The following is a 23,565-nucleotide window of genomic DNA, read 5'->3' on the forward strand; positions in this document are numbered from 1 at the left end:
ATTAAATCCTCGCTTGCTCTAAAATAAACTCTTCTACACTATTATGCTTTTGATACTGTGTTACAATCTGCGTTAAAACATTATCATTAAAAGCTCTTGCCATAAGCTGTCCACCTACAGGTAAACCATTTGCAAAGCCAATTGGGAACGATATAGCTGGCAAGCCTGAAATATTTGCCGTAATTGTATAAATATCTGACAGATATGCTGAAACAGGGTCAAGCTTATCACCTTTTTTGAAAGCTTCGCTTGGTGATGCTGGCATAAATATAGCATCAACTTCAGTAAATATCTCGTTAATTTGATCTGTCATCATTCTACGCAACTGCTGAGCCTTGTTGTAATATGAATCATACTGACTAGAAGCTAGTACATAATTCCCGATCATAATTCTACGTTTAACCTCATCTCCAAAGCCATCTGTACGTGATTTTCTATATAGCTCATCTAAATTCTTAGCGTCAGGGTTACGATAACCATATCTAACACCATCGTATCTAGCTAAATTAGCCGCAGCTTCAGCTGGAGTAATAATATAATAAGTCGATAAAGCTTCTTTTAAATCTGGTACTTTTACAGATTTAATCTCTGCGCCTAACTCTTTAAGAGTCTCTAGAGTTTTTTGTACTGCTTCTTGAACTTGTGTAGGTAAATCTTTAATTAAGCTCTCATCTATACCTATCACCTTACCTGCAATCTCTTTTTCTAAATCTTTAGTAAAAAGATTCTCTTCTACTCCAACACAAGTAGAATCAAATTCACACTCTCCAGCAATAGTATCTAACATAATAGCTACATCTTCAGCATAGTGACCAAATATCCCAGCCTGATCAAAAGATGATGCAAAAGCTATCATACCAAATCTAGATGTACTACCATATGTTGGCTTCATTGCTGTCAAACCACAAAAACTAGCTGGCTGTCTAACAGAGCCACCTGTATCAGAACCTGTACTAACTGGTGCAAACCCTGCAGCAACAGCAGCAGCAGAACCACCTGATGAACCACCCGGCACTCTTTCTAAATCCCAAGGATTACTCACAGCACCATAGTAACTATGCTCATTAGTAGATCCCATAGCAAACTCATCCATATTAAGTTTACCCAAAGTTACCATACCTTGATCTTTACAATTTTTAGTTACTGTAGAATCATATGGAGCGACAAAGTTATCTAGCATTTTTGATGCTGCTGTAGTTTTTATATCTTTAGTACAAAAAAGATCTTTATGTAAAATAGGAATACCTGTTAATAGTCCCTGCTTACCTGTAGCTATAACACGATCAGCCTCTTGCGCTTCTTTTATAGCTTGCTCTTCACATAAAGTAATCACAGAGTTTATCTGCTTATCCTGATCTTTTATCTTAGCTAGATACTGATTAGCTAAATCAACAGAAGTTATCTCACCTCTATCTAGGCGAGCTCTTAATTTTTTAATATATGACATAACTAAACCTATTTAACAACCTGTGGCACCATAAAATAATCATCAACAACTTCACATGCAAATTTATCAAAACTTGCTCTATTGTCCTGATCTTGAGGAATATCTTCTCGAAATTTAAAATCCATACTAATAGGCGAAACCATAGGTTGTACACCTTGGGCATCAAAATCTTTAACTGTATCTAAAATCTCACAGATATTTGTAAGATCTTGTGTATATTGCTCTAACTGAATATCAGTCAAATCAAAGCTAGATAGCTTAGCAATATGCTTTACTAATTTCTTCTCCATTTAAAACACCTAAATAAATTATCTAAAAATACCTTTAAAATTATAAGATACTCATAAAAATAAAGAAAGACATACTAAAGTTATTTTATATTTGATGGTTGGCTATTTACTTGCTCTTTAATAGTTGTAGGTTTCTTAACAGTCTTGTTTTTATCGACTCCAATATGAAGTTCACTACTATTTAGATTTATAGGGAAACCATTATATCTACGCCATAACTCATAACCTAAGCTGACATCATTTAACAACACCCAGCCATGAACTTTAGTTCCCAATCTAAGTACCTCTGGAGATGGCCAGTCACGGCTACCACTTTGTTTTACAAAAATCTTGAACTGCCCACGAGCATTATTCTGTGGCGAAATAAATATAATTTCTCCTTCAAATGTTCCAATCGCAACTTGAGGCCACCCACTAAACTGTATCGCAGGCCAACCCTCAAATTGAAGCATTACCTTATCTCCAATACTGACAAGAGGAATATCCATACTGTTTAACCATAGTTCAGTTATTCGAGACTTACTATCAGGTACAATCGTTGCTAAAACATCAGTAGCTTTAACTATAACACCGCCAATTCCATGGATACGATCAACAATAACACCATTAGCTGGAGCTCTTACCAGACGGCTCTGCTGACGTGCTATCTGAACTTTCACTTTAGCTAAATCAACATTTGCTTTAGCTAGATCTTTAGTATAGTTAACCATTTCCATCTGAGCTTGTTCATAAACTCTTTGGGTACTTGCTCCTTTTGTCACAAGATACTTATGTCTTTCGATATTTCTCTTAGTATTTTTGATAGCTAGTTTTATAGATTTTATACCTAGCTCTATAGCTGCCTTTTCATCTTCGAGTCTAGATACAACCTCTGGATCTAAATCTAGAACCTCAACTATAGGATCACCTTTTTTAACTCTATCGCCTTCAAAGACATACCATTTGCCTAGTCTCCCTCCAATAGGTGCAGAAATATTTTGTTGTCTTTCCGATGGTGATAAGGTAGTAACATCTCCATAGCCATCGACTGTTTGTTGCCACGGAATCATTCCTAAAACAATTCCAACAACGATAATACTTAATAACACTAAAAAAATTATCTTCTTAAAACTAGGATCCTTTTTTAGCATTGAGTACGACTTTAGCTGCATAGAAATAGTTACCCTCTTTAATCAATAGATATTATTAATGTTGGTATATCCAACTTCTCTAAAATTCGTGTAATTGTAAAGTCATTATCTTTACTAGCTAATCCATAAGTGTCAATTAATACTAGAAGCTTTGGATCTTTTAAAATAGCTCTTATGATATTCATTTTAAGAACAACTTCACTATCAAAAACGACATTATATTTAATTGTTTGAGAGTCTATACGCTTCTCAAATTTTTCCTCCAAAAAGCGGATGTCGAACATTTCTAATAACTGATTTAGATATTTTAACTTTTCTTGAGAGAAGTCATCACATAAGTTGTCTAGCACTGTACCAGCAACCACCTCTATACCACTTGCAATATGGATATTATCACTAATATGATCTTTCCTATAGTTTCTAATGCAAACTCCATTAATCTTAACTGTTTTATCCAATGTGTCACCAAAAAATGAACCTAAAAGTGTTTGAGCTGCTTGAGTAGATAGAGAAAGCTTATTAAAATGACTTTTATTAAAATCAAACAAGTATTCCTGAGAATTTCCTAAATTAATTTCTAAAAAATCAACTTTCTCAGTAAGCTCCGCGCTATTATGTTCAGATGTAATTTCTTGTTGATCTGATATCTCTAGAAGATCCAATATTTTTCTAGTCGCTACTAAAAAGCCATAACAGTCATATAAATATTGGCTAAATTTCAATAATCCTAATAAAACTATATTTACCAATAACTCTGCAGCAATCAATTGACCTATAGAAAGCTGGCCATTTATTATCAAATAACTTCCAATACCTAAAAGTAAAATATTAATAAAAATATAAGTTAGCCCAATATAAACATGTTGTCTAAAGACAACACTGAAGAAGTCTTTTCTACTATCTAAATAGTTACATAACTTTGTATCAACTTTGTTTACAGAACTCTCTTCAGGAAGCTGACGAAATGATAGAAACTCTGCTGTTTTCTCCTCAAACCAATATACAACATCATATACTGCGTTAGATTCCTTAAGCCCAGCTTCATAGCCAGCTCTTAGTGGAATGAATATAGTCAGTACAATACATGTAACAAGTAAAATATCAAATACCAAAAATAGCGGATGATAAAACGCTAGAATAATTACGCAGAATAAAGTCTGTAAGAAAATATCAAGCAAAATAATAAAAATCACAGCTACCGATTTTTGCAAAAATTTTAACTCAAAAGTCCTATTAATTTTTTCGCGAATATTTATCCTTTTAAGCTTATCAAAATCAACCTTATGAATAGCTGAAACGATCCTTAAAACAGTCTCGACAAAAACCTTACGCTGAATGTCCTCGACCAGTTTTAATTGAAAAATCCTCACAAAAAACGCTGCTGTAAGAAGTATAAATAATATAGTGATAAGAGATATAACAGGTCGAATAGATAGACTAACCCCAACTAAGTTAACCAAAGTCTGTACTGATACAGGGATTGTAAGAGATAAAAAACCCAACAATAAGCTATATATAACGAGAGTATATACAGTATGTCTTGGTATCTTTAGTACAGTTTTTATTTGCTTATATAACATACTAAAAGCTAATCATGAATTATACTTCTTTAGTATAGTCTATATTATAATAAAATCTACTTTGAAAAATTAATTTTTGTTAAGAATAATTGTCAAATATACTCCAAATTCTTCCATACAATATCACTATTTGCTAGTATTAATTTGACACTAATCAAATTAAAGGTTGAATATTATGTCAGAAAAAATGCAAAAAACTAAAGTATCCACATCGAATACAATGGATAATAAATATGATAATAAAGATCACAAACATAACAAAGATCATTTAGATCATAGAGATCATCAAAAATCACATCCTCATACACAACATGGCGGAGATCCTAATCACAATAAACATTCGGTACAAACCCACAGTGATCCATCAAGCCATAAGCACCATAAAGTAAAGCAACATGATCATAAAGAGCATACAAGGGAACATCATAAAAAACATAAGTGACCAATCTCTTTATTAAAAAAACTTATTTTACACTTCTTTCAAAAACATTATCTATTTCTTTTAAGTAAGTTTTCTTTATACCTTCAAAATCCATCTCAGGAATATCAAGAATAATATTGTGCTCATCTTGCATAACTTTTTGTAAGTTTTTAGAGAAAGACTCTCCTGACTTAAGGTCAAAGGCTACTTGTTGAACAATCTTATAACAATCTTCGCGCATAAATGGAGTATTTGCTACTAAGAAATGCAAGTAGAAACTTGATAGATAAGCACTAGTGCTTCTAACTCTATCTTCGATAATATCTTTTTGAACCACTAAGTTATCAATAGTATTTTTCATTCTACGTAATGCATAAACCATTATGCCGAAATTATCTGGAAGATAAAAACGCTCTGCTGATGAATGTGAAATATCTCTTTCATGCCATAGTATACAGTTCTCTAACGCTATAGATACATGTGATCTAAGCATTCTTGCCATACCTGTTAGGTTCTCTGTAGAAATTGGGTTTTTCTTATGTGGCATAGTTGAAGAGCCTTTTTGCCCCTTAGAGAAGCCTTCATACACTTCAAAAACATCACTTCTATGCAGGTGTCTAATTTCAACTGCCAATCTCTCAATAGCTGAAGCTATAAGTCCATGGATAGAGATTAATTTAGCAATTCTATCTCTTGGGATAACCTGAGTAGAAACTTCTTCTACTGGCAAGCCTAAAATATCTGCTGCTTTCTTCTCATCTTCTGTTGTTAGTATACAGTAGTTACCAACAGCTCCTGAAAACTGTACAGTTAATCCATCTTTTTGGAACTCTTTAAGATCTTTTAATCTACGTTTAAATTCAACATATGCACCTAAAAACTTTTGCCCAAAGCTCATCGGCTCAGCAAACATACCATGGCTTCTTCCCATAGTAATGATCTCTTTTGTTTCTTGTGCTTTTGCTAATAATGAATTACATAAAGCCTCTAGATCTTTAACTACAAACTCTAAAGACTCGCGTATCTGCAGACTTAGAGCTGAATCAATAATATCTGATGATGTCACACCAAAATGGAAAAATTTGCCGGTTTCAGCAGTAAATTGTTCTGCTATTGAGGTACAAAAAGCGATGATATCATGTTTTGTAACTTTTTCTATCTCGTCAACTCTATCTGGTTTGATCTCTGCTTTTGAACGAATCTCTGCAGCCGTTCCCTTCGGAACCATCTTATCTTCTAAAGCTTCTAAAATAGCTAGCTCAACTTCAAGCATCTTACGATATTTATTCTCATCTGCCCATATTTTTGAAATTTCTGCTACATCATACCTTTTTATCATTACACTATCCCTATTTGATAAATCATAAGCAAGCACATGCTTAAACACCCTAGACAAAAATAACTAAGGCATAAGCATACGGCTAAAATTTTGATAAACTATCTAAACCAACGTTAAATATACATTTAATTCTCTCAAATAGAGTCCTATTGTCAACCTATTTATCATATTCACAAAAGCTTGCCTCAATATTTAAACACAACTTAATTTTTCTTATAAATTTAACTTATTAAGTAAATATTTCTGATCAATTATTTAGTTATAAATACCGATTCTATCTCAAATATGATAAAGTCAAACGTAGATAAATTAAGAAACAACTTATATGAAAAAGCATATACTTATTTTTACAGCTCTTATTGGTATTGTAACACTTGGTTATAGCTCTGACTTTAAAGGAAGTGACTATATTTCAACTCAAGCTGGTACGATTTATACTTACCAAAGAGTCGAGGCTAATGACCATGATAACTTTTCAATCAGAACTAAAATAAAAAATTGCAATGATGAAAGCTCTCTATGTAACTATGTCAGCAGAATAAAAGATCCTGTGAAAGAAAAAATAGACGGCTCAGAATCTATATATGCGTACGATATAAGAAACGGCGCTGTTTATATCAGATATCCAAACTCAGACAAAGAAACCTTATTACTCCCAGCAAGGATTGAGTTTAATAAAGTTAGAAAAGAAAATACTTCAAATAAAGGTGGGAAGCTTACCAATTCTTATGAGTTTACAAAACAAATTCCCGAAATCACTATAAGTGGTAATAAATATAAAAACTGTATTGAGCTTGAGGCTAAATCAGATATGACTATAGGTGACAAGCCTGTCAAAACACTAAGCCAAGAGATTTATTGTAAAGGGGTTGGCTTAGTAAAAGAAAACTTCAAAGAAACCGATGGTTCAGAGAAACCTATAGTTTATAAGAGCATACTAGTGTCGATGGAAAAACCATAAACTAACGCCTATGAGAAACTTATTAGCATTAATTATAATAATTTTTTTGCTAGCAAGTTGCTCAACATATAACGGTCCTATCTTCAAAGGAAGTAATTATATTTCAACGGATGTTGGAACAACATATCACTATAAAAGAGTAGAACTAAAAACCAAGCAAAGTATCTCTATAGATATAACAGTAGATAGCTGTAATGCAGATAAATCAAAATGCTCATACACTACAAAGATTTTTGACTCTTCAGGCAAGATGATTAATAAATATAGTATGCACTATACAATTGATAAAGGTTCTTTTTTCTTTAAAGGAGCTGTTCGCATAACCGATAATTTTTATAAAGATAGTAGTATATTGCTTCCTGAAAAATTACAACTTAATCGTGAAGTAAATATGCAACATTCAGAAAGGTTTGGTTATGTTAGAGAGAGGTTAATTGTTCATAAAGAAGTTCCTAATATCGAAATCAATAAGCATAAATATAAAAACTGTTTAAATATGATATTTGAAACAATTACGCCTCTTAATGATAAAAAGATCAAAATTCTCACTAATGAGATAGACTGTGAAAATATAGGTGCTGTAAAAAAAGAAATGTCTATCTACTCGCTTATCCCTGTTAAAAACCCTGAGTATAACAATTTTGCCTTAAACGCTAGCTATATAGAAACTCTTCAAAGTATTACTCATAAAGATAGCTAAACTGAAGATTCAGTACTATTATCTCTAAAGTAATTATATATTCCATAACCACTAATCATCACCCAAGCGCCTTCTATAATAAAAGCTGGTAAATTCCAGTGATAAATTAATGAAAATAAAACTCCAAATGATCCGAATATATTTAGAAGTAAGTAACTTAAATCATTAGATTTAAGTCGATTTATTTGCAGTAAGAAGAAGGCGATAATCACAAGGACATCTCCACCAACTCCTATAGTATTAGCTAACACACTATCTCCTTTTTAGATTTTGTTTCGCTTTTTATAAAGATTAATATCCAAACTCTATTGTATATGAACGAGAAAAGTTTTGCTGAGGTTCTATATCAACATTGCCTATACGATACTCAATATCAAGATCCATACCCAATGTATCACTTCTACCACACCACGGCTCGATACATACATATGGAGCATTAGCTTTTGGCTTTGACCATAAGCCAAGATATTCAAAACCATCAAACAGCACTTCAACATATCTATCTGAGTTTTTCTCAGCTAATCGAACTTTTTTATCTGTGAAACCACTATATACTAATGCATCATTATCAAATGTATGATTATCTAACTCAACCTTCGATAGTTTTAAATGCTTAGTTTCTCCAGTATAAAAGGCCTCTGGTGTAATAGTATGAAAATCTAGTTTCTGTTCTGAGAATGTTATTTCATAATCACTAAACTTATGCTTACCATCAAAAGGACAAGCAAACGCTGGATGAGCCCCAAAGCCACAAGATGCAACACTTTCATCTAGGTTTACAATATTATACTCAGTAATAAGTTTATTGCTCTCAAGAGTATATGTAACTTCAAATCTTAGTCTAAATGGATAATCTTCTTTGGTAGTCTCCATTGCCAAAACAACAGCATTCTCATCATGTGAAACAATATCAAATACAGTATGGCGAGCAAGACCATGATTACCCATAAGATATTCTTTACCTTGGTATTTGATCTTATTATCATGAGACTTACCAACTACTGGAAATAGTACCGGTGAAACTCCAGCCCACACTCGTCCGTCGCCAGACCACATATATTGATGATCTGTCTCAATATTTACAACAGCTCTGACTTCTGCACCTAATTCACTAATCTCTACTAATAAGTTATCATTTTTGATTCTAATCATAAGAATTCCCCTTCGTTGTTAATGAAGAGGGTTTTTGTATCAAGAAACATTGTCATCCTCGTGCTTGACACGGGGATCTCTCAACCATTTAAGAGATTCACATCTTGATGGAAATGACTGTCGTTATTAAATCGATAATCTTTACCGATACATACTCAACAATTTCCTCTTCAGGGTTAACTTCAATATCTTCAGTAAAAAATGAGTAGTTCAAAACCTATGATTTAAAATACTCTATTAGTATTTTAGCACAATATAAATGAAGAGGAATTACGATTTAGATAACTCAAGCTCCTTTTGATGCTCCATCAGAAAGAGTATCGTTGATGCTGTAATGTTTATAACATATGTCATAAGAGACATATCATTACAAAGCTCTTCAGTACCTGCACCATGCCCACCTTCTTTATTCCTAACCTTAGATGTTATAGATACAACCTCTTTAAGGTTATTGAGTATATTCGAATAATATGGCTTTAAAAAATTATTTTTGATTAATGTGTCAATTAACAAGCTTGATGTTGAAGATTTTGGCATTTCCCAGTTATTAAGCTCTATAATTATCTTCATTATTGACTCTATAGAACTACTACAATTAATAAACACTTCTTTTGAATTACCTTTTTTATATGCTTCATGTGCTTTTAGATATTCATCATTTGCTGACAAGAATCTTTTATCCGTAAGTAGATGTAAACAAGGTTTGACAATTTCTTGGTGTGTCAGCTTATTATCCACTCTTATAATATGTCCACAATCTAGGTTAAACTCATACCCAAATGCATACTCAAGAAATTTTTTATTTAGAAAACATAATTTTTCAGATATTTCTATTTTTGAACTAAATCCAAACCTCGGAATACCATTCTCAAATATATTTTCATTCATGATTTTAATGCCCTTGACTAGTAACTCGTAAACATCAAGAAACTCTATAAGATCTCCATGTTTTATTTTATCTTCAAAAAAAACGAAATAATCATGAATATCCTTTATTGCTCTAGTAGGATGGTTTTCTAAAAACTGGTATACCAACTGTTGCATTAAATGTTGGATATTCTGCTCTTGAGGACTAGAGTTAACATAGCCAAACAATCTTTCTATAGGAAGTGGAAATAAAATAAAAAGCGTATTTTCAACTAAAATTCTAACCTCTGAAGGCACACCATCATACTGATAAATTTCAGGATATAAGTTATTCTCTTCTTTATGTCTCTGACTAAAGAGCTTCATCACTTACCCAACCCACTTCCTAGCATTTCTAAACATCCTCATCCATACAGAATACTCATCATACTCTGCTGGGATATGCGAGTTCGTAATCGCTCTATAAACACGCTCTGGATGTGGCATCATTGCAAGGACACGTCCATTTAATGCAGTAACTGCAGTTAGACCATCTACTGCACCATTTGGATTATATGGATACATTTCTGTTGTTTGACCTTGCCCATCAATATACTTAAGAGCTACTTGTGAGCTTGATAGCATAGCTTGTTGCTGCCTGTCATTTTCAAATAGTGGGCGACCCTCACCATGAGCTACGGCGATTGGTGCTTTTGTGCCTGCCATATCAGCAAACCAAATAGAGTCAGACTCTTGAATCTCTACCATAGAAGCTCTCGCCTCAAACTGCTCTGATTTATTCTTGATAAATATCGGCCAATTTTCAGCACCTTTAATCAATGATTTAAGCTGTGCAAGCATTTGACAACCATTACACACACCTAATGCTAGAGTATCATCACGACCAAAGAATTTGCTAAACTCATCTCTTAACTTCTCTGTAAATAAGATATTCTTCGCCCAGCCGCCGCCAGCACCCAAAACATCACCATACGAGAAACCACCGCAAGCCACTAATACTTTGAAATCCGCCAACGATACACGCCCAGCATGTAAATCTGACATATGGACATCATGAGCCTCAAAACCAGCTGTAGTAAATGCTGCTGCCATCTCAACTTGACCGTTGACACCTTGCTCTCTTAGGATTGCAACTTTTGGCTTCTCAACATTGACAAACTTAGCTGTAATATCCTCTTCAAGATCAAATGTAGCCTCAACATGGATACCTTTATCATTAGTGTTTAAAATACTATCAAACTCTTGTTTTGCACATTCGCTATTATCGCGGATTGATTGGATTTCATAAGAAGTTTCCGCCCACCATCTTTGTAAATTCACACGTGTGTTTGAGTATACTTTCTCGCCATTTGCAAAGATATTTAACTCATCGCTAGAGTTTAACTTAGCTATTGCACACAGGTGAATTTGAGTATCTTCAAATATCTCTTCAATTAGTGCTACATCGCTATTTTTAACTTGGATAACAGCACCAACTTCTTCAGCAAACAACTTCTCCAAGATAGATAGAGATTCCGGATCAGAATCCGGAATGACAGATGATTTTTTGGTTTGTAGTTTAATATCTAAACCTTTACGCCCAGCAAACGACATCTCAGCTAAAGTTGCAAATACACCTCCATCCGATACATCATGATATGCTAGGATTTTATTCTCAGCTTTTAGCTTAGTGATATTTTCAAATAACACTTTCAACTTACTTGCTTCAACATCTGGTGCAACATTACCAACTTGGTTATAAGCTTGGGCTAAACATGAAGCTCCAAGTCTACCAGCATCATTTGATAGATCAATATGTAATAAAGTCGTATCACTATCATCCACTAAAACTGGCGTAAGAGTTTTACGCGCATTTACAACTGGTGAGAAACCTGAAATCACTAATGATAAAGGTGATGTAACAGATTTTTCTTGACCATTATCTGACCACTTAGTTTTCATTGACATTGAATCTTTACCAACTGGTATTGCAATACCTAACTCTGGTGCAAATTCCATACCAACAGCTTTTACAGTCTCGTATAACTTTTGGTTTTCATAGCCCTGATTTGCAGCAACCATCCAGTTTGCAGATAGGCGAATATCACTTAGTTTCTCAATATCAGAGGCTAATAAGTTTGTTACAGTCTCAGCAATTGCTAATCTACCAGAAGCGGCAGCATTGATACTAGCAACAGGAGTTCTCTCACCCATTGCCATAGCCTCACCTGCTTGGCTATCTACTGTAGCTGTCGTCACAGCACAGTCTGCAACTGGCACTTGCCATGGACCAACCATTTGATCGCGAGCAACCATACCTGTAATACTTCTATCACCTATTGTTATTAAGAATGACTTAGAAGCTACCGCTGGTACTTTTAGCACTCTTTCAATCGCATCATCAAGCTTGATAGCACTTGTATCAAATACTTCTTGCTCAACTTTAACAGTTTTAACATCAATATGCATTTGTGGTGTATTACCAAATAATAGTCCCATTGGTAAATCAACTGGCTTATTATCAAAATATTCATCATTTAGCGTAATATGCTTCTCAGAGATTGCTTCACCAACAACTGCAAAAGGACATCTCTCTCTATTACTCAGCTGCTCAAAAAACTCTAAGCTTTGCGGTTCAACTGATAATACATATCTTTCTTGTGACTCGTTTGACCATATTTCTAATGGCGAAAGTCCTTCTTCACCGACATTTACTTTTCTAAGCTCAAAATGACCACCAACATTACCATCTTTAACAAGCTCAGGGAATGCGTTTGAAATACCGCCAGCTCCAACATCATGAATAAATGTGATTGGATTATTTTCACCCATTTGCCAACATCTATCTATCACTTCTTGGCAACGACGCTCCATCTCAGCATTATCACGTTGCACAGAGGCAAAATCTAGCTCTGAGTTAGTATCAGAAGACACAACAGATGACGCAGCACCACCACCTAGACCAATACGCATTGCAGGTCCACCAAGACAGATTAGTTTAGCACCAACGTTAATATCGCCTTTCTCAACATGCATTCTCTTGATATTACCCATACCACCAGCAATCATAATCGGCTTATGATAACCGAACATCTCTTTACCTGTAGATGTATTGACTTCTTGCTCATAAGTACGGAAATAACCATTTAAGTTAGGTCGACCAAACTCGTTTGAATAATGAGCTCCACCTATTGGAGCCTCTAACATGATTTGTAGCGGTGTTACGATATGATAAGGCTTACCATACTTATTACATTCCCAAGCTTGCTCAAAACCTAGTATATTTAAGTTTGATACTGTAAATCCAGTTAAGCCAGCCTTTGGCTTAGCTCCGAGACCTGTTGCTCCTTCATCACGAATCTCACCACCAATACCTGTTGCTGAGCCACTAAATGGTGCAATTGCTGTAGGGTGGTTATGTGTCTCAACCTTCATCAGGATATCAACTTCTTCTTGATTGAAGTTATAAACTCCTGTTTGTGTATTTGAATAGAATCTCTGAGCCGTTGTACCCTCTATTACAGCAGCATTATCTTTGTATGCTGAAAGCACACCTTTCGGAGATTTCTCAGTAGTGTTACGAATCATTTTAAACAATGATTTATCTTGCTCTTGACCATCTATAGTCCATTTGGCATTAAAGATCTTATGTCTACAATGCTCAGAGTTTGCTTGAGCAAACATATATAGTTCTGTATCTGTAGGATTTCTACCAAGCTTTGTATATTCATCAGCCAAATAGTCAATCTCTTGCTCACTTAGAGCTAAACCAAGCTTCTTATCTGCATCTTTAATAGCTTCGGCACCATTTCCTAAAACATCGACAAACTCAAGCTCTTTGGGAGCTGTAACATCAAATAAGCGCTGAAGATCTTTTTCACAAACAAAAACCTCTTCAACCATACGATCATGGACAAGATCTTCTATCTCTTTTAATTCAGCCTCAGAGATATTTCCCTCGACACCAAACAAAACTGCTCTTTCAACTCTTTTAACAACATCAATACCAGTATTTTTGATAATATCTGTAGCTTTTGATGACCATGGCGAAATTGTGCCAACTCTTGGAGCTGTAATAAAAGTATGTCCCTTTGGCTCAACTGAACCATATTCTTTATTATAATTAAGTAACGAGCTTATAATCTCTATCTGCTTATCACTAAGATCTTGAGAGCTTTCAACCACATGAATATATTCGGCAGAAATAGACTCAACTTTACTAGATATTTTTTTAGCATCTGCTAAAACCTTTTCTCTTCTAAATGGAGATAATGCACTTAATCCTTTAAAAATCTTAATCATTAGTTGTCAAACCCTTTGTATTTCTTTTCTAACTCTTTTAATTCTTTTCTATGTCTCTCAAGCTCATCTAAATAAGCCTCATCTACATCCCCTGTAATATAATTACCAGAGAAAACACTATCTTCAAATTCAGTAATATCAGGGTTTTGCTTTTGAACAATCTCTTTTAGATCTGATAATGGCAGGTATATGAGTCCATCCACACCGATCCACTGACGTATCTCTTCTAAAGACTTACCATGAGCAATAAGATCAGACTTAACCGGCATATCAATACCATAAACATTTGGATAACATACCGCTGGTGATACAGATGCTAAATATACTGATTTTGCTCCTAAATCTCTAATCATCTCGATAATACGCTTAGACGTTGTACCACGTACAATAGAGTCATCCACCAGTAGCACGTTCTTATCTTTAAACTCCGCAGGGATAGGATTTAACTTTCTTCTAACAAAATTCTTTCTATCAACATTTTCAGGCATTATAAATGTTCTGCCGATATATCTATTTTTTACAAACCCTTCTCTATATTCGACTTTTAAAGCTGTCGCAATCTCTTGAGCCGATGCCCTACCAGTTTCAGGAACAGGTATTACAATATCTATATCCTTGTCTTTCCAAGCTTCAATGATTCTCTTACTTAAAGCTTTACCAGCATCTACTCTTGCTTGATAAACACTTACTCCATTCATAATACTATCTGGACGAGCAAAATATACATACTCAAATAAGCAAGGAGCTAAAATAGGTTTTTTAGCACATATTTTAGAATGAACCTTCATATCTTCGGTAATAATAATAACTTCTCCAGGCTCTACATCTCTTAGCACTCTAAATCCTGAAATATCCAGTGAAACACTTTCACTTGCAACCATATAAGCTTTTTCACCATTATCATACTCTTTAACACCAAGCACTAATGGTCGAATTCCATACGGGTCTCTAAAGGCTACTAGACCAAAATTAGCAATCATTGCTGTACAAGCATAGCCTCCTTTAGCATACTTAAATACGAACTCACATGCTTTATATACAGCATGAGTAGTTGGACTACCTTTAGATTTATTCATGCCACAAGCAAAGAAGTTCAATAGAAGCTCTGAGTCAGAAGTTGTATTTAAATGACGTCTTTCAATATCATGTAGCATCTTCGCTAGTTCAGGCACGTTAGTTAAATTACCGTTATGAGCAAAAACAATTCCATGAGGGTTATTTACATAGAAGGGTTGGCTATCTGCTGCTCCAAGACTTCCTGCGGTAGGATATCTGACATGGCCAATCCCCATATTGCCTTTTGATTTCTCAAGCTTCTCATCTGTAAAAACATCGCTAACTAAACCTGTATTTTTACGCATAAAGAAATGTCCTTGATCCATAGTAGCAATGCCTGCTGCATCTTGACCCCTATGTTGTAAAAGACTTAAGCCATAAAACAATGCATAACTGACCTGATTTGGTCCTGCAACCCCAATTACTCCGCACATAATTCACCAAAAAGTTTAATTATCAAACAAAAACATTATAACAATATTTAACCAACTCTGTGGTAACAAATTTAATTAAATTAACTTCTACGATTTTTATTCGAAACGACTATCTCAAAATATATTTTGTCAAATATATAATTATAAACAAAGGCGTATATCAGATAGAAAACAACAAAACTAAGATCTGTAAGTAATGCTTTCCATATACTCATATGTAACCAACAGGCTACTATTGGCAAAGTTACAACAAGTAATCCAAGCTCAAATGAAATCGCATGAGTTATTCGCATAAGTAACTTCCTTTTTGACCTATGCCCTCCAAAACTACTTTCTATAAAATCAAAAATATAGTTATAAATAAGATTCCATACCATTGCTATCAATGATATAGCTATAGCTAAAAGACCAATATCAAAAACACTTTCATTTAAAACATATACTGCAACTGGAGTGAAAATAACAACTCCAAATACCTCAAAGCCAACAGTATGGACTACTCGAGCTAAAAAGCTCATATTCATAGTGTTCAATTGTAACCCCCTACTAGAACCTATCTTCTTATAGAAACTAATGTGAAAAACTAGCTCCGCTAGTCGTAGCTTTACCTTCAAGAGAATCAATCACCTCTTTTAGATCTCGAAGCATTAGTTGAGCTAAATCAAAAGTAAACCCTCTTCTAACTAAGACTCTCATAACAACAAGCTCTTGTCTATCTTTAGGCATTGAATATGCTGCTATTTGCCATCCTTTTGCGCGAATTTTCTCAGAAATATCAAACAAAGTATAATCCTTTCCACTCTTAAGGGACCAGCTAACAGCAGGAATACCTCCTTGACCACTATGAATAATTTCAAAGATACCCATATCATCAAGCTGTCCGGCAATATATTTTGTAACATCATAACTAACTTGATGCACTTTTCTATACCCTTCAAAACCCAATCTAACAAAGTTATAATATTGGGCGACGATTTGCCCACCAGGTCGAGAGAAGTTCAATGCAAAAGTAGGCATATTTCCACCTAAATAGTTCACATTAAAAACTAAATCATCAGGTAAATATTTTTTATCTGACCAAATAACCCAGCCAACACCTAATGGTGATAAACCAAATTTATGCCCAGATGCATTGATTGACTTAACTCTAGGTAGTCTAAAATCCCATTTAAGCTCAGGATCTATAAATGGAGCAAGAAAGCCTCCAGAGGCGCCATCTACGTGTACGGGAATATCAACTCCAGTTTCTTGCTCAAACCTATCTAAAGCTTTACAAACCTCTTCAACAGGCTCATATTGTCCTGTAAATGTAACACCTAATGTCGGAACCACACCTATGGTATTTTCATCACATCTTTCTATAACTGCTTCTGGAGTCATTATAAGACTTTCTTGTGACATCGGTATTTCTCTAAGCTCAATATCCCAGTATTTTGCAAATTTATGCCAACATACCTGAACAGGGCCTGTAACTAAATTTGGTTTTGAGCAATCTTTACCTTGAGCTTTCATTTTATCGCGCCAACGCCATTTCATTGCCATACCGCCAAGCATCGCAGCTTCAGATGAACCTGTAGTTGAACAGCCGATAGCATTTTCTGCTGAAGAGTTCCACAAATTTGCTAAAATATTTACACACCTAGATTCTATTTCAGCAGTCTGAGGATACTCATCTTTATCAATCATATTTTTATCAAGACATTCATCCATAAGCTTATGGGAAAAATCATCAACTTGAGTCTGACAAAAAGTAGCTAAGTTCTGCTTTGAGTTACCGTCTAACATTAACTCATCTTTTATCTCTTGATAGGTTTGTAACGAGTCTTGTGATCCTACAGGAATTCTAACCTTTGGCAGCGACTCTTCAAAAAACTCAAAATCATCTACAATATTCTTCCTACTATGTAAAGCCATCGTTGCTCCTTCTAATTTTTTATCTCTTTGAATTGAAAATCAATAACCTCAAACAAGCTATAAGTTTCCCCTTTAATATTACTAGAGCAAACCGATACTACCAACCCTTCATAATAGAATGTTATAAAATCATTAGGATAATCTTCGCTAGCCCAGTTAGTATTACCAACACTTTTAAATACGGCACTATCTAAACCTTTTGCAATTCCTAGAGAGCTTCTCTTAACTTGTGCTTCTTTTAATGTCCATAGTGTGTAGAAATCCCTATATAGGTCATTACTTTTTTTTAAAGCTAAGAATTCATCTTTTTTGAAATATCTCTCTGCAATTCTTAAGACCTTTCGAGATCCTGATATTTGTTCTACATCGACTCCCACAGGTTCATTAGAGATAGCTATTATTACTTTACTACCCGTATGGCTAATATTGAAATGAATATCACTATTACACAAATAAGGCTTACCATCTTCAAAGGCAAATAATGGATCTGTTATAGAGAATTTTTCTGATAAAACAAAATATCTTATAAATTGTGAGAATATCTTTTGCTTATTTGTGAGTTTTGCTTGGTCTATTTTATTGTTTAACCATGATAAAATTGGCTCTATCTGATAATTTTCAAAGTCTAAAATAAAAACTGAGACTTTGGACATAATAATAAACCTATTTATTCTGTTGCGATCTCAGATATAATATCTGTCTTACCTAATATAGCATTAATATAAGCTACATCCTTATAGGTAAGACCACCTTGAAATTGCTTAAGAGCAACATAATCCTCAACATAGTTAAATATTGAATCAGCAAAAGAAAGTTGCGCTTGGACAAGGATTGCCTGACGGTTAAGCAAGTCAACGATCGTCTGTGTTCCTGCTTCAAAGCCTTCCAAAATAGCCTTCACAGATGCAATACCCGAGTATACTGATTCTCTATATGCTTTGATCTTAACTGCATCTAGAACAACTGTTTGATAAGCCTGAACTGTACCTGCGTATACTTCCCTTTTTGTCTGTAGTAATGCATAATCAGCTGCTTGGTTATCATAACTTGCTTTCTTAAGCTGTGCATAGTCAGATCCACCTCTCAAGAGATTCCAATTAACACTCCCACCTACAGTTGCAACATCAAATTTTTTAGGGATTAGCCGAACTTGACCAGGTGCTCCAGAGAGGTTGTTCCTTTGCATATTTATGCCACCAGTTAAGTTAACTTGGGGGAAGAAAGTACCCCACTCAATGCCAACCCCTTCAGTTGCTGCTTGATACTCAAATTTTTTCTGAGCAATATCAAGATTATATTTTTCTGCAGTATTTAACCAATAGTCGATATCATCTGGAATAGGATTGCCAAATTCTGTATCTTTTGAAATATACAGAATAGAACTTATACGCTTACCAATAAGCTTTGCCATAACAGCTTTTGCATTAATTAAGCTTCTTTGTGCACTTACTCTATCTGCAATCGCTTGACGATATTGCGCATCTGTAGTTTTAAAGTCAGCATAAGAAACCATTCCTGATTTATACTGATATTTTTGTGTTAAATATAATTTTTTGTTCCAAGCTTCGTTTGCAAACTGGAATTGTAATGCCTGCTCAGCTCTTAACAATTCAAAATATGCCTGAACAGTATTTACAATCAAAGTCTGTTCGGCCTTAGCATAGATCATTGCATAAGACTTTTGTAAATAAGTGGCTTGAGTATAGGTTTTCCATTTACTCCAATCAAAAAGTACCTGTGATCCTTGGAAGCTAATAATATTTGAAGTATCATCGACTTGTCCACCGAACTGATTATATAAATCTCGTCTTAAATTATACTGAAAATTAACTTGTGGTAGCAATGCACCTAAAGCTGTAGGGACAGTCTCAACATTTGCCGCAAAAGTTGATCTTGCAGCTTGATACTCAGCATTATGTTTGGCTGCTAGTACATAGATATCAATCAAACTATAAAACTTATCTTTGGTTTTACCAACCATTGCAACTTTATCAGCTTTTTTAAGGTCATAAAATTGATTATCTTTTTTTATCTCATCTGCCTTTGCATACTGCTTCTGTACACTATAAGGATCTGATGCTATATCAGTTCCCACAGGTCGTCCTACATCATTATATGTAGGGACTGCAGTGTCCTCACTAGCAAAAGCTAAGCAAAAGCTAAACAAAGTTACCAGATAAATACCAAGCCTTTTCATAATTACTCTTTACTTATTGTATGAATCAAAGAGAAAGTTTTTTTCAAACTTCTCATTAGCTATTTTTGTTATCGTATAAGCTTTATCACATACATTATTTCTAATAACAAAAACAATCCTACCCCCTACCTCTAAAAGATCAAGTAAAGAGCTGTCTATATCATCCTCTTCAACAATGTTTGATATATATATACAGTTATATTTTTTTTCATTCTTTTTAATGTTTGTTAAGTATTCGGCACTATTAAACTCAATATTATAAATACCAATACTTGCAAGCTGTCTTCTTACTTGACTAAGCCTTTGCTCATCATAATCTATCAATTCAACATTCTTAGCTAATTTTGCTAAAAGTGCTGCAGGATAACCACATTCAAGACCAAGTTTTAGGATATTATCACTAACTTTAATATCTAAAGCCTCTATAAGCCTAGCTGTAAGCATCGGACTTCTTAATAGTTTATCCTCAATCGTTAATGCTGTGTCACAGTAAGCCAGACATTGTAGATGCTTTGGTAAAAAATTTTCCCTAGGAACATCTGCCATAACCTTAGCAACACCATCTAAAGAAAGTCCTTCTGTAAGGACTTGCTGTTTAACCATATTTTCTCTAGCAAGCTCGAAATTCATATTTGACCCTATAAAATTAAGAAGTAATTTTCGTCTACTATTTTAGACAAAAGATAATACCATAATACCATAGTAAAAGGAACCATACTACTTTTACACCAACTATATTTTAGGCGTCTTGAAAAAGTTCTTTAATAATATTAAGTTTATCATTCTCTTTGGTACGATACGCGTAATAACTACAGAGACTACCTAGAGATACTCCTTTATCTATACATACTAGATCATCCCTCTCCTGAGGTTTCAATGGAAACGTTGGTAAAAAACCATAACCGACACCTTGAATAATAGCATTATAAACACTTAAGCAGCAGTCAAAACTTATAATATTTGACAAGCCAAATTTACTTCGATGCTTACTCTCTAAAATTAACGCTGACTCTCTAAGTACTGTATCTAAATCACCATAACGACTTAAAAGCTTTTTGGATGCATACATTTCAAAATCAATCTTATGATACATCTTAACGCAAAACCCTTTATTCTTAAGATCTTGTACTTCATCTTCGCTTATTACAGCCAATATAACATCTATATCATAATTCTCTAACATCTTTATAAGTCTAAGCTTTTCATATACTTTTAAATCATACTCAAATGAAAATCCATGATCTATACACTTATTAATCCCATCAAAGACACTTTGCTCAAAAATTGGTGCCATTCCTATTCTAATATTTGACTTTTTGCCTCTTAATAAAGGCAACTCTATCCTATTAATCTCATCAACTTTATCAAGTATTGGCTTTATAAGGTCATAGAAACATTTACCTCTTCGATTTAAACGAAGGCTATTATTTTTTCTTTCAAATAGTTCTACACCAACAATATCTTCTAGATTCTGTAATTGTTTAGTTACTGCTGGGGGTGTTAGAAAAATACTTTCAGCTGCTTTTCTTACACTTTTATTCTCGACAATAGATGAAAAAACTCTAAGCTGATGTAATGTATACGACATGAAAACTACCATACAAGCTATTGCTATTAACATTAAGTTAACATGTTGGTAAAAAATATTCAATTTACGTACTTGAAAATATTTTTTATGATTATACTTCAAAAGAAATTAAATGGATTCATAAAATGAGTAAAACTAACTTAGAAATAATTAAAAACTTTTTAAACTTCCAAAAAACTGGCCAACCTGAAAAAGCTATAGAGCTAATAGATAACAATGCTGCTTGGCATAGTGATAGCATCGAAGGACCATGGAGTGGTAGTCATCACGGTAAAGATGCTATTATCAAACACTTTACTAATATTAAAGCTTCTGTTTCAGAATTCAAAAAAACTCCCATTGACTTAGTTGCAAGTGAAGAAACTAATTTTGTATATGAATATGCTTATCTAGAGTGTACTTTCCAGCATAATAATGAATTCTTTGAAACGCACCTGATCTCAATATATGAAGTGAAAGATCAAAAAATTGTTTCTTATAGAGTTTTAGAAGATTCAAATAATCTATATCAAACTTATCATAAACAAGCTTCAGGAAAATAATTTTATGGGTAAAAATATTAAGGTTCTTATTTATACACTAGCTTTTCTATCAATTCTAACAGCTAATGTATATTTACCTGCTATGCCTGTGTTGCAACATGCGTTTGCAACAACAAAGGCCAGTATGGGATTAACCGTTAGTTTCTATATGCTGGGACTTGCTATTGGTATTCCTGTATATGGAACTCTATCAGACCATATTAAGACCTCAAAAGTTTTAGCATTTGGCCTTGCTCTATACATTATCGCTAACCTTATAGCTATTTTTTCACCGAACATTTCAACTTTCCTTATAGCCCGTTTAATCCAAGGATTAAGCGCTGCTAGTGCCTTATGCTTATGGCAGGTTCTAGCATTTAGCTATTTTGAAAAGCAAGCAACTCAAATCATTAATACTGGTTTTATTCTTATCGGTTCAATGCCTGCTTTAGCGCCAATATTTGGTGGAGTGATTTTAACATTCTCAGCATGGTATGGAATTTTTATCGTCCTAATTATAGTAGCAGCCATACTATTTTTGATAACTGTAAGACTACCCAACCCACCAGAAAGTATTCATAAAAAAGAGCACCAACTTGAACAACAACATATTATCATAGCTATATTGCATCAATATAAGCATTTGCTTAAAGATTCTAAATTTATGGTTTTAGCTCTAACCAGTGCTTCTATGTATATCTCTGTATATGTATATCTATCACAAGTTCCTTTTTTATTAACGAAGCTTCATTTTGCTACAAAAGAATTTAGTATGTTCTTTATTCCAATATCTGTTGCTTTTATATTAGGTGGAATAATATCTAAGAGATTGTTAAAGGGCGGAGCTAAATTCAAAAAAATGTTTATGCTCCCTGTTAGCTTATTCGTCATCGCTGCAATTGTAGTTTTAATAGCCAAGTTTATTAACATATCTCTTTCTGGATGGTTATTAGCTATACCTTTCTTTATTTTCACAATAGGTTCTGGAATCGGTATGCCTAATATAATTAGTCAGGCTTTATCACTACATCCACACAGAAGAGGTACAGCAGCTTCTTTTATGGGCTTACTACAAAACCTTGCAGCATTTATATTTAGTAGCCTTGGAGCTTATTTAACTCAATATGGCTACAATGGACTAGTAATATCTTATATAATCTTAGCAGGTTTACCACTATTTTGGTTTATAATTTATATTATAAAATATAAATAGAATCCTAAAAATAGGTAAAAGCACCAAGAGATAGAAACAACTTTTCCCATACTTATAAGTTATGGCTATTTAATTTAGCAATCACTAATATCCAAACTGCCTATTTTGGGCTCTGTCGCAAACTGCTAGTAGCATAAATTTATCACAGATTTTATATCAAAATATAAATGATAGATTTCACAGGTAGGCACTTTACCAAATTATTGATACTTCAAGCAATCAGATGGTATTTATCATATCCGTTAAGTTATAGACAAGTAGAAGAGTTAATGAAAGAGCGAGGAGTTAAGGTAGACCATAGCACCATCAATCGTTGGGTTATCAAATATGCTAAAGAATTAGAGACAGTTTTTAGTAATAGTTTTAGAAAATATGGTAGCTATATAAGCTGGAAGATGGATGAAACTTACCTTAAGCTTAAAGGTAAAGATGTTTATTTATATAGAGCTATAGATAAACACGGAGATACTTTAG

The 23,565-nt window shown here is 33.9% G+C and carries 22 protein-coding genes; 6 read left to right on the plus strand and 16 right to left on the minus strand.

Features of this window, described 5'->3' with window-relative positions; translation table 11 throughout:
* Position 1 precedes the first annotated feature (1 nt).
* The 4 genes from gatA to F3D62_RS07140 all read right to left on the minus strand — a co-directional run bounded on the left by gatA (position 2) and on the right by F3D62_RS07140 (position 4,447).
* Entirely contained in the window at positions 2–1,447 is a 1,446-nt protein-coding gene (gene gatA / locus F3D62_RS07125; protein WP_150467562.1) for an Asp-tRNA(Asn)/Glu-tRNA(Gln) amidotransferase subunit GatA, read from the minus strand.
* Positions 1,448–1,455: 8 nt separating this feature from the next.
* A complete protein-coding gene (gene gatC / locus F3D62_RS07130; RefSeq protein WP_150467563.1) occupies positions 1,456–1,737 on the minus strand; it encodes an Asp-tRNA(Asn)/Glu-tRNA(Gln) amidotransferase subunit GatC in 282 nt (93 codons plus the stop codon).
* Positions 1,738–1,817: 80 nt separating this feature from the next.
* On the minus strand, positions 1,818–2,888 hold the full coding sequence (locus tag F3D62_RS07135) for an HlyD family secretion protein (protein WP_150467564.1): 1,071 nt from the start codon (positions 2,886–2,888) through the stop codon (positions 1,818–1,820).
* 17 nt (positions 2,889–2,905) lie between these two features.
* Complete coding sequence (locus F3D62_RS07140; RefSeq protein WP_150467565.1) at positions 2,906–4,447, minus strand: ABC transporter ATP-binding protein; 1,542 nt, start codon at positions 4,445–4,447, stop codon at positions 2,906–2,908.
* 175 nt (positions 4,448–4,622) lie between these two features.
* Here F3D62_RS07140 and F3D62_RS07145 point away from each other — a divergent pair, with 175 nt between their 5' ends.
* A complete protein-coding gene (locus F3D62_RS07145; RefSeq protein WP_150467566.1) occupies positions 4,623–4,889 on the plus strand; it encodes a hypothetical protein in 267 nt (88 codons plus the stop codon).
* Positions 4,890–4,911: 22 nt separating this feature from the next.
* Here F3D62_RS07145 and purB read toward each other — a convergent pair whose 3' ends face one another.
* Complete coding sequence (gene purB / locus F3D62_RS07150; protein ID WP_150467567.1) at positions 4,912–6,207, minus strand: adenylosuccinate lyase; 1,296 nt, start codon at positions 6,205–6,207, stop codon at positions 4,912–4,914.
* Between the two features lie 325 nt (positions 6,208–6,532).
* Here purB and F3D62_RS07155 point away from each other — a divergent pair, with 325 nt between their 5' ends.
* Both F3D62_RS07155 and F3D62_RS07160 read left to right on the plus strand, forming a co-directional pair.
* The gene (locus tag F3D62_RS07155; protein ID WP_150467568.1) at positions 6,533–7,168 is read left to right on the plus strand and encodes a hypothetical protein; all 636 of its coding nucleotides are present in this window, start codon (positions 6,533–6,535) and stop codon (positions 7,166–7,168) included.
* 10 nt (positions 7,169–7,178) lie between these two features.
* Positions 7,179–7,868: a hypothetical protein gene (locus tag F3D62_RS07160; protein ID WP_150467569.1), complete on the plus strand. Its 690-nt coding sequence runs from the start codon at positions 7,179–7,181 to the stop codon at positions 7,866–7,868.
* Here the strand turns inward: F3D62_RS07160 and F3D62_RS07165 are convergent.
* The 11 genes from F3D62_RS07165 to F3D62_RS07215 all read right to left on the minus strand — a co-directional run bounded on the left by F3D62_RS07165 (position 7,865) and on the right by F3D62_RS07215 (position 21,390).
* The gene (locus F3D62_RS07165; RefSeq protein WP_150467570.1) at positions 7,865–8,119 is read right to left on the minus strand and encodes a CBU_0592 family membrane protein; all 255 of its coding nucleotides are present in this window, start codon (positions 8,117–8,119) and stop codon (positions 7,865–7,867) included. The two genes, F3D62_RS07160 and F3D62_RS07165, sit on opposite strands and share 4 nt — an antisense overlap.
* Before the next feature lie 40 nt (positions 8,120–8,159).
* Positions 8,160–9,020, minus strand: coding sequence for an aldose 1-epimerase family protein (locus F3D62_RS07170; RefSeq protein ID WP_150467571.1), 861 nt, complete (start codon positions 9,018–9,020; stop codon positions 8,160–8,162).
* Between the two features lie 270 nt (positions 9,021–9,290).
* Positions 9,291–10,253, minus strand: coding sequence for an STM4504/CBY_0614 family protein (locus F3D62_RS07175; protein ID WP_411961317.1), 963 nt, complete (start codon positions 10,251–10,253; stop codon positions 9,291–9,293).
* A 3-nt stretch (positions 10,254–10,256) separates the two neighbouring features.
* Positions 10,257–14,168, minus strand: coding sequence for a phosphoribosylformylglycinamidine synthase (gene purL / locus F3D62_RS07180; protein ID WP_150467573.1), 3,912 nt, complete (start codon positions 14,166–14,168; stop codon positions 10,257–10,259).
* Positions 14,168–15,658 (minus strand): amidophosphoribosyltransferase, encoded by a 1,491-nt coding sequence (purF, locus tag F3D62_RS07185; protein WP_150467574.1) that lies wholly within the window; start codon positions 15,656–15,658, stop codon positions 14,168–14,170. Before purF ends, purL begins: the two co-directional genes overlap by 1 nt.
* An 80-nt stretch (positions 15,659–15,738) precedes the next feature.
* Entirely contained in the window at positions 15,739–16,191 is a 453-nt protein-coding gene (locus tag F3D62_RS07190; protein WP_150467575.1) for a PACE efflux transporter, read from the minus strand.
* Between the two features lie 37 nt (positions 16,192–16,228).
* Positions 16,229–17,572, minus strand: a complete 1,344-nt coding sequence (locus F3D62_RS07195; RefSeq protein ID WP_150467576.1) for a glutamate decarboxylase — start codon at positions 17,570–17,572, stop codon at positions 16,229–16,231.
* 11 nt (positions 17,573–17,583) lie between these two features.
* Complete coding sequence (locus F3D62_RS07200) at positions 17,584–18,225, minus strand: 4'-phosphopantetheinyl transferase family protein (protein WP_150467577.1); 642 nt, start codon at positions 18,223–18,225, stop codon at positions 17,584–17,586.
* A 14-nt stretch (positions 18,226–18,239) separates the two neighbouring features.
* Positions 18,240–19,769 (minus strand): TolC family protein, encoded by a 1,530-nt coding sequence (locus F3D62_RS07205; RefSeq protein WP_150467578.1) that lies wholly within the window; start codon positions 19,767–19,769, stop codon positions 18,240–18,242.
* Positions 19,770–19,778: 9 nt separating this feature from the next.
* Positions 19,779–20,399 carry a protein-L-isoaspartate O-methyltransferase family protein gene (locus F3D62_RS07210; protein WP_150467579.1) on the minus strand — a complete coding sequence of 207 codons (621 nt, stop codon included), beginning with the start codon at positions 20,397–20,399 and terminating at the stop codon, positions 19,779–19,781.
* A gap of 109 nt (positions 20,400–20,508) precedes the next feature.
* Complete coding sequence (locus F3D62_RS07215; protein WP_150467580.1) at positions 20,509–21,390, minus strand: LysR family transcriptional regulator; 882 nt, start codon at positions 21,388–21,390, stop codon at positions 20,509–20,511.
* Positions 21,391–21,482: 92 nt separating this feature from the next.
* Between F3D62_RS07215 and F3D62_RS07220 the strand changes: the two genes are divergently transcribed.
* The 3 genes from F3D62_RS07220 to F3D62_RS07230 form a co-directional block, all read left to right on the plus strand.
* Positions 21,483–21,899: a nuclear transport factor 2 family protein gene (locus F3D62_RS07220; protein ID WP_150467581.1), complete on the plus strand. Its 417-nt coding sequence runs from the start codon at positions 21,483–21,485 to the stop codon at positions 21,897–21,899.
* Between the two features lie 4 nt (positions 21,900–21,903).
* Positions 21,904–23,091: an MFS transporter gene (locus F3D62_RS07225; RefSeq protein WP_150467582.1), complete on the plus strand. Its 1,188-nt coding sequence runs from the start codon at positions 21,904–21,906 to the stop codon at positions 23,089–23,091.
* A 167-nt stretch (positions 23,092–23,258) separates the two neighbouring features.
* Positions 23,259–23,565, plus strand: a 307-nt coding sequence (locus F3D62_RS07230; protein ID WP_150467583.1) for an IS6 family transposase, incomplete at its 3' end; no start/stop codon positions are given.

It is taken from the genome of Francisella sp. SYW-9 (assembly GCF_008711465.1).
Lineage (GTDB): Bacteria > Pseudomonadota > Gammaproteobacteria > Francisellales > Francisellaceae > Francisella.